At 37.5% G+C, this 14,841-nt stretch carries 15 protein-coding genes and 6 pseudogenes; 8 read left to right on the forward strand and 13 right to left on the reverse strand.

The window, feature by feature from the left end; translation table 11 throughout:
* The first annotated feature begins 219 nt into the window (after positions 1–219).
* The 4 genes and pseudogenes from V8V91_RS18295 to V8V91_RS18310 all read left to right on the forward strand — a co-directional run bounded on the left by V8V91_RS18295 (position 220) and on the right by V8V91_RS18310 (position 1,838).
* Positions 220–851 (forward strand): annotated as a pseudogene (locus V8V91_RS18295) (peroxiredoxin).
* A 2-nt stretch (positions 852–853) separates the two neighbouring features.
* Positions 854–1,165: a thioredoxin family protein gene (locus V8V91_RS18300; protein WP_373396685.1), complete on the forward strand. Its 312-nt coding sequence runs from the start codon at positions 854–856 to the stop codon at positions 1,163–1,165.
* Positions 1,146–1,394, forward strand: coding sequence for a hypothetical protein (locus tag V8V91_RS18305; RefSeq protein WP_373396686.1), 249 nt, complete (start codon positions 1,146–1,148; stop codon positions 1,392–1,394). Before V8V91_RS18300 ends, V8V91_RS18305 begins: the two co-directional genes overlap by 20 nt.
* Positions 1,395–1,586: 192 nt before the next feature.
* The gene (locus V8V91_RS18310; RefSeq protein WP_373396687.1) at positions 1,587–1,838 is read left to right on the forward strand and encodes a hypothetical protein; all 252 of its coding nucleotides are present in this window, start codon (positions 1,587–1,589) and stop codon (positions 1,836–1,838) included.
* A 29-nt stretch (positions 1,839–1,867) separates the two neighbouring features.
* Here V8V91_RS18310 and V8V91_RS18315 read toward each other — a convergent pair whose 3' ends face one another.
* Positions 1,868–2,590, reverse strand: coding sequence for an alpha/beta hydrolase (locus V8V91_RS18315; RefSeq protein WP_373396688.1), 723 nt, complete (start codon positions 2,588–2,590; stop codon positions 1,868–1,870).
* Positions 2,591–2,964: 374 nt separating this feature from the next.
* On the opposite strand from V8V91_RS18315, the gene V8V91_RS18320 reads away from it, so the two are divergent.
* Both V8V91_RS18320 and V8V91_RS18325 read left to right on the forward strand, forming a co-directional pair.
* Positions 2,965–4,161 (forward strand): polysaccharide lyase family 8 super-sandwich domain-containing protein, encoded by a 1,197-nt coding sequence (locus V8V91_RS18320; RefSeq protein ID WP_373396689.1) that lies wholly within the window; start codon positions 2,965–2,967, stop codon positions 4,159–4,161.
* Between the two features lie 32 nt (positions 4,162–4,193).
* Positions 4,194–5,000 carry a polysaccharide lyase family 8 super-sandwich domain-containing protein gene (locus V8V91_RS18325; RefSeq protein WP_373396690.1) on the forward strand — a complete coding sequence of 269 codons (807 nt, stop codon included), beginning with the start codon at positions 4,194–4,196 and terminating at the stop codon, positions 4,998–5,000.
* A 10-nt stretch (positions 5,001–5,010) separates the two neighbouring features.
* Here the strand turns inward: V8V91_RS18325 and V8V91_RS18330 are convergent, their stop codons facing one another.
* A complete protein-coding gene (locus V8V91_RS18330; protein ID WP_074226688.1) occupies positions 5,011–5,394 on the reverse strand; it encodes a DUF3037 domain-containing protein in 384 nt (127 codons plus the stop codon).
* Positions 5,372–6,164 (reverse strand): annotated as a pseudogene (locus tag V8V91_RS18335) (HipA family kinase). The gene V8V91_RS18330 and the pseudogene V8V91_RS18335 overlap by 23 nt, the downstream one beginning before the upstream one ends.
* A 175-nt stretch (positions 6,165–6,339) precedes the next feature.
* On the opposite strand from V8V91_RS18335, the gene V8V91_RS18340 reads away from it, so the two are divergent.
* Entirely contained in the window at positions 6,340–6,726 is a 387-nt protein-coding gene (locus V8V91_RS18340) for a nuclear transport factor 2 family protein (protein WP_373396691.1), read from the forward strand.
* Here the strand turns inward: V8V91_RS18340 and V8V91_RS18345 are convergent, their stop codons facing one another.
* From V8V91_RS18345 to V8V91_RS18390, 10 genes and pseudogenes are all read right to left on the reverse strand, one after another.
* Positions 6,727–7,608 (reverse strand): bestrophin family protein, encoded by an 882-nt coding sequence (locus tag V8V91_RS18345; RefSeq protein WP_373396692.1) that lies wholly within the window; start codon positions 7,606–7,608, stop codon positions 6,727–6,729. It lies immediately after the preceding gene.
* A 58-nt stretch (positions 7,609–7,666) separates the two neighbouring features.
* Positions 7,667–8,271, reverse strand: a pseudogene (coaE, locus tag V8V91_RS18350) (dephospho-CoA kinase).
* Positions 8,261–8,473, reverse strand: coding sequence for a hypothetical protein (locus tag V8V91_RS18355; RefSeq protein ID WP_373396693.1), 213 nt, complete (start codon positions 8,471–8,473; stop codon positions 8,261–8,263). The pseudogene coaE and the gene V8V91_RS18355 overlap by 11 nt, the downstream one beginning before the upstream one ends.
* Positions 8,474–8,475: 2 nt before the next feature.
* Positions 8,476–9,228, reverse strand: coding sequence for a YbbR-like domain-containing protein (locus V8V91_RS18360; RefSeq protein ID WP_373396694.1), 753 nt, complete (start codon positions 9,226–9,228; stop codon positions 8,476–8,478).
* Positions 9,229–9,236: 8 nt separating this feature from the next.
* Complete coding sequence (yajC, locus tag V8V91_RS18365; RefSeq protein WP_074226694.1) at positions 9,237–9,554, reverse strand: preprotein translocase subunit YajC; 318 nt, start codon at positions 9,552–9,554, stop codon at positions 9,237–9,239.
* A 2-nt stretch (positions 9,555–9,556) separates the two neighbouring features.
* Positions 9,557–10,099 carry a DUF1573 domain-containing protein gene (locus V8V91_RS18370; protein ID WP_373396695.1) on the reverse strand — a complete coding sequence of 181 codons (543 nt, stop codon included), beginning with the start codon at positions 10,097–10,099 and terminating at the stop codon, positions 9,557–9,559.
* A 1-nt stretch (position 10,100) separates the two neighbouring features.
* A pseudogene (locus V8V91_RS18375) lies at positions 10,101–10,405 on the reverse strand (YtxH domain-containing protein).
* Positions 10,406–10,411: 6 nt separating this feature from the next.
* Entirely contained in the window at positions 10,412–10,609 is a 198-nt protein-coding gene (locus V8V91_RS18380; RefSeq protein WP_373396696.1) for a transcription antitermination protein NusB, read from the reverse strand.
* A gap of 34 nt (positions 10,610–10,643) precedes the next feature.
* Entirely contained in the window at positions 10,644–11,618 is a 975-nt protein-coding gene (locus tag V8V91_RS18385) for a transcription antitermination factor NusB (RefSeq protein WP_373396697.1), read from the reverse strand.
* Between the two features lie 96 nt (positions 11,619–11,714).
* Positions 11,715–12,813: pseudogene (locus tag V8V91_RS18390) on the reverse strand (Glu/Leu/Phe/Val dehydrogenase dimerization domain-containing protein).
* Positions 12,814–12,960: 147 nt separating this feature from the next.
* Here V8V91_RS18390 and V8V91_RS18395 point away from each other — a divergent pair.
* Positions 12,961–14,750: pseudogene (locus V8V91_RS18395) on the forward strand (ABC transporter ATP-binding protein).
* Positions 14,751–14,841: the final 91 nt, after the last annotated feature.

Here is a 14,841-nt window from a genome sequence, read left to right on the forward strand (position 1 = left end):
AATCAGAATTTTTCGATTTTGTTCGCAATCGGTAGCGAGTATTTTTTTATTGATAATTGAGCGTAATAATTGATTCTTTATTCTTCTTATACCTTGAATGGCAAAATAAAAATTGGGATAGCTAAGATTTTTGACATTTCAATAAAAATGTGATTTTTTTAAAATTTTAATTCATGAGCTAGCTTTGTGTTATCAAATTTTCAACAAAACAATAATTACATGGCATTAGTAGGAAAAAAGGCTCCAGCGTTTTCAGTAGGAGCAGTTATTAACGGAGAAGAGATTGTAGAAAACTTTAGCTTAGACCAGTACCTAGGTAAGAAGAACGTAATCTTATTCTTCTATCCTAAAGATTTCACTTTTGTGTGCCCAACTGAGCTTCATGCTTTCCAGTCTAAACTAGCCGAATTTGAAAAAGAGATACCGTAGTTATCGGTTGCTCTACTGACACTGAAGAAACTCACCTTGCATGGTTAATGACAGCAAAAGCTGAAGGTGGTATCGAGGGTGTTTCTTACCCAATTTTGGCAGATGCTGCTAAAACCATCTCTTTGAACTATGGTGTTTTGGCAGGTGAATATTCTTTTGATGCTGAAACTCGTCTTTGGTCATTCGCAGGTGCTCCTGTTGCTTACAGAGGTACATTCTTGATTGACAAAGAAGGTGTGGTTCGTCATGAGTCAATCAATGACCTTCCGCTTGGAAGAAACATCGATGAATATTTGAGATTATTGGACGCTCAGATTCACGTTGAGAAATTTGGTGAGGTTTGTCCTGCTAACTGGGAAGAAGGAAAAGAAGCAATGCAGGCAACCAACGAAGGTGTTGCTAACTACTTATCAAATAATTAATCATGATTGAACTAACTGAAGATTCTTTGCAGGAGCTGGTTGACAGCAATGATCAAGTGATTGTACAATATTCTGCTGGCTGGTGCGGTAACTGCCGCATTATGAAGCCAAAGTTTAGAAGACTAGCTGGAGAAAATGCAGACAAAGTTTTTGTAATTGTGGATGCTGAGAAATTCCCTAACTCTAGGAAATTGGCTCAAGTAAACAATTTGCCAACTTTTGCTTCATTCAAAGGAGGTCAGTTGGTAAAACAAATTCAAACAAATAAAGAGGACCAATTAAAAGTATTGATCAATGAAGTTGCCAGTAATTAAGACCATTCAAAGGACTTGTACTCCTGAGCAAATTGAAACGGCTTTGCAAGTTTTGGAAAACATGACAGAAGCCCCTTCATTGAAAGATCCAGAAATCGATGTGATTGGAGAATTGATCTCGAATCTATGTGGTGCTTTGGAAGTTCATGAAATGGTTGCTGATGGGATGTCTGAAAAAGATGCTGGAAATGCGTTCATGAAAAAAGTACTTGGTTCTATTGATAGATAAAAAAATTATTTTGGGTTTATTGTTAACGGAAAAGGGACTCCCCATAGGAGTTCCTTTTTTATACTTGGTTTGCTGGGTCCTTCAGAAAATTCATTCTTACTTTGCTTACCCAAAAGCTTTGGAAGCGATGAAATCTTTCAATAGATATCAAATAACCCTGAGCTCAATTAAATTTTAGATAACCACATTCCAATGTTTGAAGGAGCAAGCTTTCCCAAACCCTTAGATGAACAAACTTTTGAAAACTGGCTGCAGGCTGGTCGAAATAGTATCGTCCCCTCCAATTTTCTTTTAATCCTTTGGGATGATATTGATGGGGAATATCAACCGGTTTATACATCAGAAAGGGATGAAATCTACCGATACGATCGCTATACCAATACTCCAGGTAGGCAATTATTGGTAGCGGCCTATGATCTGTATTCTGAGTCTAGGGTGGTTTAATTATTTAAAACTCTTTATAAGAAGATTACTTAATCACCGCGTTGGAAGAAGTTGTGAAAATATAACAATTGGTATTGCACAGACTCTTTCCAATAATCCCAGTTATGTGCCCCGGGATTGGAAGTAAAGGTATGAGGGATATTTAAATAGGTGAGTTCTTCATGTAATTTGAGGTTTACTTGATAAAAGAAGTCCCCGATTCCGCAATGAATCACTAAAGGCAAATTATCTCTGCTTAATAAATGCAATTGTCCCATCACAGAGTATTCTCTCCATCTCTCTGGAAATGCTGATTTTTCGCCTAAATATTTTTTCATGTTCCAGTTTTCCGGAAAAGAACCAATGTCTACTCCGCCGCTCTGACTTCCGGCCGTACCAAAAATATCCTGATGGCGAATGCCTAAATAAAGGGCTCCATGTCCACCCATGCTTAAACCTGAGATGGCCCTACCTTCTTTAGAAGCGATAGTCCTATAATTAGTATCCACATAAGGGATTAATTCTTGGGTGATATACGTTTCGTACTTGGAGGTAGGGTCCTCAGGACTATCCCAGTACCAACTATCAAAATTGCCATCAGGAGTCACTATGATTAATTGGTATTGCTCAGCCAGTTCTTCAATTTGGGGTGCCCCATCTAGCCAAGACTTATAGTTTCCTGAATATCCATGTAAAAGATAAACTACAGGATAGGATTTGTCCGAAGAGTAGGAATTGGGAGTGATTACCAAGGCTTTTATCTCCTTGTTCATCGACTTACTAAAGGTGGTTACCGTGTCAACGGAAGCAAGTAAAGTATTAGTGAAAAGGAAGAGTAAGAAAGGGGTGAGAAGTAATTTTTTTATTGGGGGCATTCCAAAAAGGGGTTGAAGGTTTAATTTGGATGAATATAACGAGGAAGCCTCCTCATCCATAGAAAATTGCATGGATATGATTTGTGTTTAAATATTATTAATTAGTTTAATACTTAGACAATTATTCATTTTATGTTCAAATTCAGTAATAAATAGGAGGGGTTTCAATTATGATATTAAAGGGTCGGTTTATAGTATTATTTTTTTTGTTCTGTAATATTAACTCAAGTTTTGGTTTTCAAAAATCTGATTTTGAAATCATTCAAGAAAGAGTGTTTGAAAACTATCAGAGCAGTCCTGCTACTGATGAAATGGATAAAGACATTTCGATTTTATTCACATTGATTCAGCCCAATGGTAGCTTCAAAGATTTGAATTATGCTGATAAATCCATGACCAAATGGGAGCCTGATAAACATATTAAGCGCCTTGGAAAAATGACAAAAGCCTATACGAGGCCTTCTAGTGACTTTTACCAAGACGAGGAACTGCATGATGGAATTATAAGAGGAATGAACTATTGGACAGGCTTAAAGCAGGAACCTATTTCAGACAATTGGTGGTGGTTAAGTATTAGCGTTCCTAAGGAAATTGGAAGCATGCTAATCACCATGAAATATGGAGAAAAGCAAGTTCCAAAAGATCTGGAGAACAAAATGATTGAATGGATGAATAAGACAGTTTCCATCACTAAATCTCCAGGCAAGGATGGCTCGAATCTGACGGATATTGCCCAACATATGATTATGCAGGCGGTTTTGACTGAAAATTCTGACCTTTTAAATAGAGCTGTTTCAGTAGTTTCTGAATCCATTCAAATAACCAAAGGAGATGGAATCCAAAGAGATTTATCATTTCATGCGCATGGTCCCGAATTATATATGCATGGTTATGGAAGGGAATATTTATTAGGAATTAGGAATGTTGCAGTTTATATCGTGGGTACCAGTTTTTCTTTTAAACCAGCGCAAATAGCCTTGATTTCTGATTTTGTTCGAAATGGATATTTAAGATCTATGAGGGGTAAATACATAGATTATAGTGTCATTGGAAGAGGCATCGCCAGAGTGAATGCTACTAGGACTAACTCTGGATTGGTAAAGCAATTAAAAGCCATAGATATTGAGGATCATCAACAAGAATATCAAGATGCGATAGATAGAATTGATGGTAAAAAGCCTGTTTCCTACAAGATTGAGCCTAGAAATATCCATTATTGGCGTTCAGATTATACCATTCATCAGAGGCCTGAATTCTTAGTTTCTTTGAATAGTGCTTCAACAAGAACGGTAAAAACGGAATCTGGGAATGGAGAAAACTTGACTGGGCAATTTCTGACAGAAGGGGCGATGTATATTGCGGTGAAGGGAGATGAGTATTTTAATATTTTTCCAAATTGGGAATGGAATAAAATACCGGGTAGTACTACTCCTGAAATTAATCCCCTCAAAAAAGGACAAACTGGGTAGCTGAAAGAGGAAATGTAGATTTTGTTGGTGGGGTGAGTGATGGGTTGAATGGAGTTTCTGTATATCAAATGAATGCATATAATACCAGAGCCAATAAGGCATGGTTTTTCTTTGGAGATAAAGTGATTTGTTTAGGTGCCGGCATTACAGCAGATCGGGTGGAAACCATCAATACCACTGTCAATCAGTCAAGACTAAGGGGTGATGTTTCGATAGGAAATGAAAATGAAATGCAGGTGATGAATTCAAATTCAACCAAGATTGATAAAGGTCCGATTTGGATTTATCATGATCAAATTGGCTACTTTTTCCCCAATTCGCAGGATATTGAACTTTCTGCTCAAAACCAACCTGGGGCTTGGGCTGACATAAATGGCAATTCCTCCAAAAAGACCATTAATGAAGAAGTATTCAAACTTTATATCAATCATGGTATAAATCCTAAAAATGAAAAATACAGCTATGTTCTAATGCCTGGAATTGAGTCTACTTCTGCATTAAAAGAGGTTGATTTATCTGGAATCAAGGTGGAAAGAAATGATGAAAAAATACAGGCTGTTAGTGATACGGGGTTAAACTTGATTGGAGTGGTATTCTATGAAGAAGGAACTTTCGAGTGGGGTGAAAATAAATTGACAGTCGATAAGCCTTGTTTGGTAATGCTTCAAGAATATAGCGAGGGCAAATGGAATGTTAATTTATCGGATCCAACACAATTGCTGAAAGGGACAGTTAAATTGAATTTGAAAGTCGATGGCAAATCTAAAAACTTTAACTTTTCTCTTCCTGATGATGATTATGCAGGATCTACAGTTAGTAAGCCAATTGATTTGAACTAATTTAATTGACTTAACCTACTTGCTCTTCGAAAAGACTCTCTAACGTTTTAGGAAGATTTGTGCTAAATCCAGTATGCGGTCTGGATGTTTGAATCACTGAACTTCTAACTGCTGTCAACCATCTAAATCTGGATGCCAAATCCATTTCTGCAATAGGGCCTCCTTTTGAGCTGCCTTGACAAATTTTGTCAAAGGAGGACAAGTTGTTCTCAATCATTTCTAGATCCGCATTTGGGTCTAATGCTAAGAGTTTTTCCTTATTCAAGAATACCTTTGATCCGATAAAACCACTTTTCCAGTCGCAAAGAATCACGCCCACATTAATGAACTCTTCACGCTCCACCCGAGGAACCACCCGGATGATGGCATACTCATATAAGTGTTGTCCTTGCATCTTGGGCTTCTTTTGTAAATTGGTCAGCATAGGTAAGTCTTAGACTTAAAAATTCTGAATATACTTTTCGAATTTCTGTTACATCTTCAGAATCACCACCAGCCAGTAACCATTCATCCGGAAGGGCCGAAACTAATTCTTCAAATAATTTCTTGTTCAGTATTGGTTTTAGAACCTCGTTCGCTTCTTCCAATAAGCTAGCTTGAGGTAATAACACATGGTTTTTTATGATAGGAAATGGGCCTTTCGCATTTTTTCCAATTGGTCCAGGAGTGTTGGAACAAAAAAGCAGCTCCATGGTCGATCAACCAAAGTTCTCGGTTCCACATGAGCATGTTGGTATTTCTAAAGGTTCGGTCCACATTGGTGATCAATAGATCTAACCAAACGATTTTTGAAGCTAATAAGGTATCAATTTGCATGGCCAAGGGGTCATAATTGATTGCTCCTGACAAAAAATGCAAAGCCAAGTTTAGACCTTGACTACCTTTGAGCAAATCTTGAATTTCCTCATCCCCTTCAGATCTTCCAAATGCCGGATCCAAGTTGGCAAAAACCAATTCAGGAACTTTTAAACCAAGTAATCTTGCGATTTCTCCTCCCAGAAATTCAGAAATTAAAGCTTTTTCCCGTTGACCTGATCCTCTAAATTTAAGGACATATTTAAATCCATCGTCTGCATCTGCCAAAGCCGGCAAGGAGCCACCTTCCCTCAAAGGGAGGATATAGCGGGTGACATTGACTGTACGAAGTTTAAAGTTTTGTGGCATGGAATAGTAGGTAAAAAACTTACCTGATTAACTTCTAGGGAATCTTTCAAAAGTTCATTTATCAAATTTATAAGCATCGGAATGATTTATGTAGTGAAAATAGAAAAATATCCAGTTCCTTCAATTTTCTATGCCTTATGAAAGTATTTGTATGCACCTTACTTCTTTTTACTTTTTGAAATTTGAGGCAGCTTGCCAGAAATCCAATGATCGAGACCTAATCGTCAATACAGTTCAATTGTATTTTGAAGGAATGATGGAAAGAGATAAATCCAAATTAGAAGCAGCATTTATTCCGGAAGCAAGATTGATTGGATATAGAGGAGAACATTTCACAATTACCTCATTTGAGAGTTGGGCGGAGGGTACCTCTAAGGGTGAGCCTAGAAATTCAATCGACTATAAGAATGAAATTGTATCTATTAGAGTACAAGGGAATGCTGCATCCGTAGAAACAGAACTGTATTGGCCTGGGATTTATTACTATGATTTTTTGACCTTGATGAAAATCGATGGGAATTGGAAAATTGTAAATAAAAGCTGGTCAGAAAAGGAGATTTAATTAAATGATTTCTTCCACATGCTTTTGGATATTTTCAGATAGCTTTCCCATAGGGAGATCATTGGTATCTGTACCAAAAGGTTCTTCTATTTCCTCAGCGACCATTTCCAGGCTTGCCATCACGTAAAAAACGAAAGTGACGATGGGAGCTGCGTAATACCCCAAATCAAAAACCAAGGCAAATGGCAAGGTCAGGACGAAAAATAGAATGAATTTCTTGATAAAAGAGCTATAAGAATAAGGAATAGGTGTGTTTTTAATTCGTTCACAAGCCCCACAAATATCCGTAAATGCGGTGATTTCGTTGTTCAGAACAATTAACTGATCTCCGGTAATTGCTCCGTCCTTATATAATTCATTAACTCTAGAAAACATGAATTTTGCAATCTGATTGGGGACATGCTTTTCTAAATCAATGATTGGCTTCAATTCTTCAGGTTCCTCGTCGTCCAACATATATAAAGTAATATGGGATTGCAGGTGTTCCCTTAATGAATATGCATAAATGGGAATACATTTTCTAAAAAACCTTCTTGAATCTGTATCATTTGTGTCAAGAATAGCGGCCAATTTCAAAGCAAAATTCCTACTACAATTGACCAAAGCTCCCCAAAGTTTCCTTCCTTCCCACCAGCGGTCATAGGCAGTGTTTGTTCTAAAAACCATAAGGATGGAAAGCACAAAGCTCAACAGGCTATGCATGGTTGTCAAATGCGCGAGCCAGCTATCTTCCTCAATTCCCAGGTAACTTATTTCAAGCCAAGCGACAAATAAAGAATAGCCTAAAATGATCAACATCAAAGGAGCGAGCCTTGCTAGGGTATCGTACTTTTGTATTAAAAATAATAAACGAAACCAATCTTTCGGATTATAGCCTTTCATGTTTAATCAACTGTTGGGGACTTAAGTAATAAATATGTATACCATTTAAGAAATACTGCTAAGAATTAGACCTTAGTAATTCATGGATCTTTAAGACTTGAGGAATCAAAAGTTTATTGTCTACATTTTTGATGATGAAATCAGCCATTTCATTTTTGGTTTCATCAGGCATTTGTTGATCAATGATCTGGTTAACCTGTTCTTCCGATCGATGTGTATCTCGCATCAAAACACGGGCTACTCGCACTTTTAAAGGAGAACTTACATTGATTACATAGTCCAAATCTTTGAAGCTTCCTGTTTCAAAAATCAAAGCAGCTTCTTTTAAAACATAGGGACTTGTCTGTTTAGAGGCCCAGAATGAAAAATCTTTGGCAACTGCTGGATGAACTAAGGCATTTATTTTTTTACCTTTTCTGGATCAGAGAAAACTTCTTTAGCTAAAAATACTCTATTGACCGATCCATCTTTTAAGTAGGATTCTTTTCCAAATGTAGATTGAATTCCTTGGATTAAATCGGGTTCATTGGCCATGAGCCATTTAGCGCGATCGTCTGCAAAGTAGGTGGGGATTCCCAAGATTTGAAAAATTCTTGCAACAGTGGACTTTCCTGAGCCTATTCCACCTGTCAAGCCAATGAGAAGTGGAGGTTTATTGCTCATATTTGAGTTTAATGGTAGCAGGTTCAACTCGTACTTCTTCTAGATAAGAAGGCATTGGCTCTACTTTCACCGTAATGGTACTATCTTCTTTATTTCTCTGCGAATAGTTAAGAATCGCGTCAAACTCAATTTCATTCAATTCACTCGCTTTCCGCTCATCAACCTTGTAATAGATCATGATTTTGACTTCCTCATCTTCCATTGTTACGGTCCTTGGGAAGTTGATTTTTTGACTTTTAACCTTTTGTTTCCTTCTAAAATGGAAACTACGTCAAATTGAACTTGGATACTTTCGGTGATCAAGCTAACCTGATTTTCTAAATTTTTTGGGATCCTTAATTCTACCTCTTTATTGATGTTTTGAGCGATCCTATTTTGATTCATCTGTACAGGAAATGTCCCTTCAAAGCTTTTTAAGATTGAGCTGGGTCCCTGTATGCTGATGGATTCCGGCGTAAATTTGACTTCGCCAGTATTTCTGTAATTATTGGCTAGAGAAAAGCTGGCCGAATCCAAAACAGGTTTGAGTTTGACTGTCTGGATTTGATCAATTTGGTATTTAATAGAATCTTCCAGCACAGAAATAAGTTGTGTAGGGCTAATAAATTCCCCAAGTGATCTCTTAAGATCGGAAGTCAAAATGTAATTTTTGGAGGCTGGATTTTCTAGATCTATTTGAAAAGGACTTTCATTGATATTAAAATATTTTCTCAATAAGTCCCAGCCATTTCCATTGATTTCAATTTGGATACTAGCAGGTAATTTTTTGACAGGCATATAGGCCTCGTCATTGTAAACAATCTCAATTGGAAAATCTACAATAGTATTATAATCGTCCTTATTCAGGGCGTTTAAAATCCAAAAAGTGGTAGCTGCTGCAATGCAGAGGACTACCACTTTCAGATCAGAGAGTTTTTTAGGAGAAATCCCTTTAGAGGATTTTTTAGTTTCCGGCAAAATTCAATTTATTTACTTGTTGTCGGTTTCTTAGAGAAGTCTAAAGAAATAGCTGATTTTTCAACTGTTACTTTCAAACCTCTGTCTAATTCAAGGACCACAGTTTCAGACTCCACAGCACTTACTTTACCGTGAAGACCTCCAATGGTAACCACTGTATCTCCTTTTTTAATTTCTTCAATAAACTTTTTGCTTTCCTTTTGTTTTTTCTGTTGGGGTCTGATCATGAAGAAATACATGATCAAGATAATACCTCCAAATAGGAAAACTTGTCCCATAATGCCGCCACCACCTGCGGCAGCCTGTGCTAATACTGTAGTAATCATGCTTATCGTTTAACTGGTCCTACTGGGGTTGTTGCACCAGCAGCTTTAGGGGTAACTGTACCTTTCATTCTCAATCGAGTAACAGTTGGGTTAGTGTTTGCTTGAATACTAACTGTAGGAGCTTGTGCTCCACGCTTTGAAGTGGAATTGAATACTACTTTTACATAGCCTTCTTCTCCTGGTTTAATTGGAGTTTTGGTCCAATCAGGAGTAGTACATCCGCAAGATGCTGTGATGTTAGAAATTACTAATGGAGCTTCTCCAGTATTCGTGAAATTGAATTGATGCTCAATGATTTGACCTTCATTGATATCTCCAAATTCATATTCCATTTCAGCAAATTGGAATTGGCCCAAAGTGCTTGGATCAGCAGCCTGTGAAGCCTGAGCATTAACAGGTGTTACTGACGTATTGCTCGTCTCAAGAGCAGCTATTTTATCTTCAAGAGCCTTGATTTTTGCATCTTGGTCACTTTTTTGGCTGCAAGCGGTCCCCAATGCTAGGCAAAGGGATAGAGCAGCAGCGCTCAACATGTTGATTTTCATATTAGTTGTCTCCTTGGTTTATTTGATCGATTAGTTTATTCACATCGTTTAGCAAGTTTTCAGCTTTGTCCTTAGCTTCAGAAATCACACGCTTGCCTTCCGTCTTTGCTTCATTGAAGTGTGTTTCTTTTCCTTCCACTAATTCGCTGATCAGATCTTCTAATTCTTTCTTGTATTTTGAAAGTTTAAAAGTCAGGCGATCCCGAGTGTTTTCTCCCGCATCAGGAGCAAAAGTATTCCCAATGCCGCACCAACGCCGGCGCCTACAAGAAATGCTAGAAATGAGTTGTTACTGTTGTTGCTCATAATTTTTTATTTATTGTCCAAAAGCCCTCTTCCACTCTTACGGATTTCACCACTTTCGGTTAGTTTTTTTGACATCACATCTAGTAATCCATTGACAAATTGCTTGCTTTTTGGAGTACTGTAAGTTTTTGAAATGTCAATATATTCGTTGATACTCACTTTTACCGGAATACTTGGGAAATTTTTCATTTCTGCCAAGGCCATTGAGATGATAATTTTATCTGTAAAAGCCAGTCTTTCAATATCCCAGTTCTTTAGTCTTCTGAGAAATCAATGCTTTACTTTCAGCATCATTCTCGATAGTGAAGTTAAAGATATTTTGAAAAAACTCCTTATCCTCTTCCCAGTTCATGGCAATCTCAGGAAGTTGATTGCTTTCCGTTTCATTCAAAAGGGAAGAATTCTTTAACACTTTAGAAGCCAGACTCCTTACAACAGATTTGTTTTCGGTCCAGTTCAAATCCTTTTCTGAGAAATAATTAAGCATTACTTCGTTTTTGAAGATGATTTTCTTCAAGAGTTCATCTGCAATTTCAAAATCTTGCTCTAAGGTAGGGTTTGAAATCTTAAGATACGCTTGATATTCCTCAGACGGTTTAACGTAATCTCTAAACCATTCGCTGATTTCCAGTTCCAAATCATCCAAATTTGCATTGTTTCTAGCCACCGCAGCATTGTACGCATCAGATTCTCTGATATGTTTCAGCACCTGGTTATTGGCAAGATTTAGTTCATTGGCAAACCCTGCAGGATCATCTCCATTAAATCTTCTCTTTTTATCAAATTCTTTGGCCACATGTGCTGCAAATGCCTGGAGAATTTCAATAGCTAGTAGATATAGCTGAGGAATCCGCTCCGCAGAGACCACCATGTTTTTTAAAAGGAACTCTCTGTCTTTTTGATTAGCAACTTTAAATTGTTTTAAAGCATCTAGCACTACTTGTTTGACCTTTTGACTGGCATCACTAGACTTTAGAGATTCCGTACTTTCTAAGTTCTCATCAAATAGTTTGATGGCAAGTTCAGCTTCTTTATTCAAAGCGGCCTTATCCTGCACTTCCATGCTATTGAGATCCGGTAAAAAAGACTCTTTTATGAAATCTTTAGCCAGGTTAAGGTTGGAGCCTTTACACTGCTCGTAAGCATATAAGTTTTGGAATGCTTTGACTCTTAGTATTCTTCTGTTTAGCATATCTTCGAAATGGAGTTGCAAATATAGGGAATTTGCATGGGGTATACCCATGGGGATGTAGACAAAAAAACCACCGAAAATCCCTTTTCGGTGGTTTCAAATAATTGAGTTTTATCTTTAGAAAGGCAACTTCACATTACCCATTGCAGTAATTCTGGCTTTTGCAGTTTCAATTGCTGCTTGTTGTGCTGGAATATTTTCTTTGGAAGACTTCTCCAAAATACTAAAACAGGTATCGTAGATTTTTTCAGTTTGTTGATAAACTATCTCTTTGATATAACCTCCAAGGTATTCTGCACCCACATTGATGACTCCTCCTGCGTTAATCAAGAAATCCGGAGCATAAACAATTCCTTTTTCCAATAGGATCTTTCCATGTTTTGCTTCGTCTTTTAACTGATTATTCGCAGCCCCTGCAATCACTCCGCATTTCAATCGGTCAATTGTGTCGTCATTGATTGTGGCTCCTAAAGCACATGGAGCATAAATATCCATATCTAAATCATAGATCACATTAGGATCTACCACAGAAGCACCAGTGTTTTTGGAGACTTGTTTTAGCTTTTCTTCAAAGATGTCGGTAATCATTACTTCGGCACCTTCTTTTACCAAATACTCAATAAGGTATTTGCCTACTTGACCTACGCCTTGTACTACGATCTTCTTTCCTTTTAAAGAGTCAGATCCGAAAGCTTTTTTGCAGCTGCTTTCATTCCCATGTAGGTGCCATAAGCAGTAACGGGAGAAGGATCTCCAGATCCTCCTTTGATTTCAGGTAATCCGGCAACATGTCTTGTTTCCATTCTGATATATTCCATATCAGAAGTATTCATATTGACATCCTCTGCAGTAACATATCTGCCACCTAGGCTTTCAATAAATCTTCCAAATCTCCTTAAGAAGGCTTCACTCTTCAAACGCGGATCTCCTAAAATCACTGCTTTGCCACCCCTAGGTTCAATCCAGCCAATGAATTTTTAAAGGTCATTCCTCGAGACAATCTCAAAACATCTGTGATTGCTTCCTCCTCAGAAACATATGGCCACATTCTTGTTCCTCCTAGCGCAGGTCCCAAAACTGTATTGTGGATACCGATAATCGCTTTTAAACCGGTAGGTTGGTCTTGACAAATCACGACTTGCTCGTGATCCATGGTGCTGATTTGTCCAAAGATGGATCCTTCTCGCACAGTTTCGGTAGCTTTAATCTCTAACATGTGAACTTAGCTTTTTAGAATGTGTTATATTTGGGACTGAACCTGGTTAAAAAGGCCGATACAAAATTAAATACTTTTATTGGCCTTCAAAGCATTAATATATCTAGTTTCTGCAAACATATTTCTCGATTTTAAAATTTTTATTTGGTGAAACCACTTTGGAGACTTAATAAGTACTTATACAAGTACAAGGGGCTATTGCTTTTGGGGATAGTATTTACGGTAATATCGAATGTTTTCGTAATTATTCCTGCTCAATTGGTGAGACTTGCCATAGATTATGTGGTTGAGAGTTTTTCCATTTTAAAGCCTTTGGAGCTCGGTGGAATGGGGGAAGAAGCACAAAATATTTTTCTTCAATTCGTCTTTATTTTTGGTGTTTTGATTTTGGTAATGGCTTTATTAAGAGGTTTTTCCTCTTTTTGATACGTCAAACTATCATCATCATGTCAAGAAGAATTGAGTATGACATGAAGAATGAAATATTTGAGCATTATCAGGCACTCCCATTAAGTTTTTATAGAAAAAATAGTACTGGGGATTTGATGGCTAGAATTACAGAAGATGTAAGTCGCGTGAGAATGTATTTGGGTCCAGCCATTATGTATGGACTGAATCTTCTGATTTTGTTTCCTTTGGTCATATCGTACATGATATCGGTTAACCCCGAATTGACTTTTTACTCCTTACTGCCATTACCTGTATTATCCCTTAGTATCTACTTCGTAAATAATTTGATCAACGAACGATCTGAAAAAATCCAAAGGAGTCTTTCGGGGCTGAGTACGTTTGTACAGGAGGCATTTTCTGGTATTCGTGTAATTAAGGCTTTTGTTAGGGAAGAAGATACCGCAAGGGACTTCGCAAAAGCTAGCGAAGATTATAAAGTGAAATCCATACGTTTGACTAAAGTCAATGCATTGTTCTTTCCTATCATCATGGCTTTGGTGGGAATTTCGACAATTATTACGGTCTATGTTGGAGGAATGCAGGTAATTGGAGGGCAAATCGGTTATGGAGTCATTGCTGAATTCATCCTATATGTCAACATGCTTACCTGGCCTGTGACATCATTGGGATGGGTTACTAGTATTGTCCAAAGAGCAGCTGCCTCTCAAACAAGAATCAATGAGTTTTTGGATCAGAAGAATGATATACTAAGTACCGATAATTTAGAAAGGGAAATTTCCGGTGAAATTCATGTGGAGAATTTGAGCTTTGTTTACCCTGATTCTGGAATTAGAGCTTTAGATCAAGTAAGTTTTGAAATTAAGGCAGGACAAACTTTAGGAATCATAGGCACCACCGGATCTGGCAAATCCACCATTGCTAATTTGCTTATGAGGATGTATGACCCAAGTTCTGGTACCATCAAAATTGATGGGGAGACCATAGAGCGATACAATCTATCAAGTTTGAGAAAGCAAATAGGGTACGTTCCGCAGGATGTATTCTTATTTTCTGATTCCATAGGAAACAATATTGCGTTTGGGTTAGACCATCCAGATCAAGAAAAAATAGAAAAAGCAGCAATGGATGCAGATGTTTATCAAAACATCATAGACTTTCCAAAAGGCTTTGAAACAATGCTTGGAGAGCGGGGTATTACCCTCTCAGGTGGTCAAAAACAAAGGGTGTCTATTGCAAGGGCCATTGCGAAAGAACCTAAAATATTGATTTTGGATGACTGCTTGTCTGCTGTGGATACGAAGACAGAAAATGTGATTTTAAATGCTTTGAAAAAGATCATGAAAGATCGGACCTCGGTGATTATTTCTCATAGAGTATCTTCCGCCAAGCTCGCCAATCATATTATTGTTTTGGATGATGGAAAAATCGTGGAACAAGGAAACCACGATACATTGATGGCTGAAAAAGGAGTATATGCAGAGCTGTATGAAAAGCAAACTCAAGCTGGAGAGTCCGTGGAGGAGTAATTAAAAGAGGCTGTTTGCCTTTGGCTATGACTTTTGAAATTCCACTTTCCAGATTCTTTAAGAAAATTGTTTAACTTGATAAGCATCAATT

It is taken from the genome of Algoriphagus halophilus (assembly GCF_041729275.1).
In the GTDB taxonomy this organism is placed as follows: domain Bacteria; phylum Bacteroidota; class Bacteroidia; order Cytophagales; family Cyclobacteriaceae; genus Algoriphagus; species Algoriphagus halophilus_A.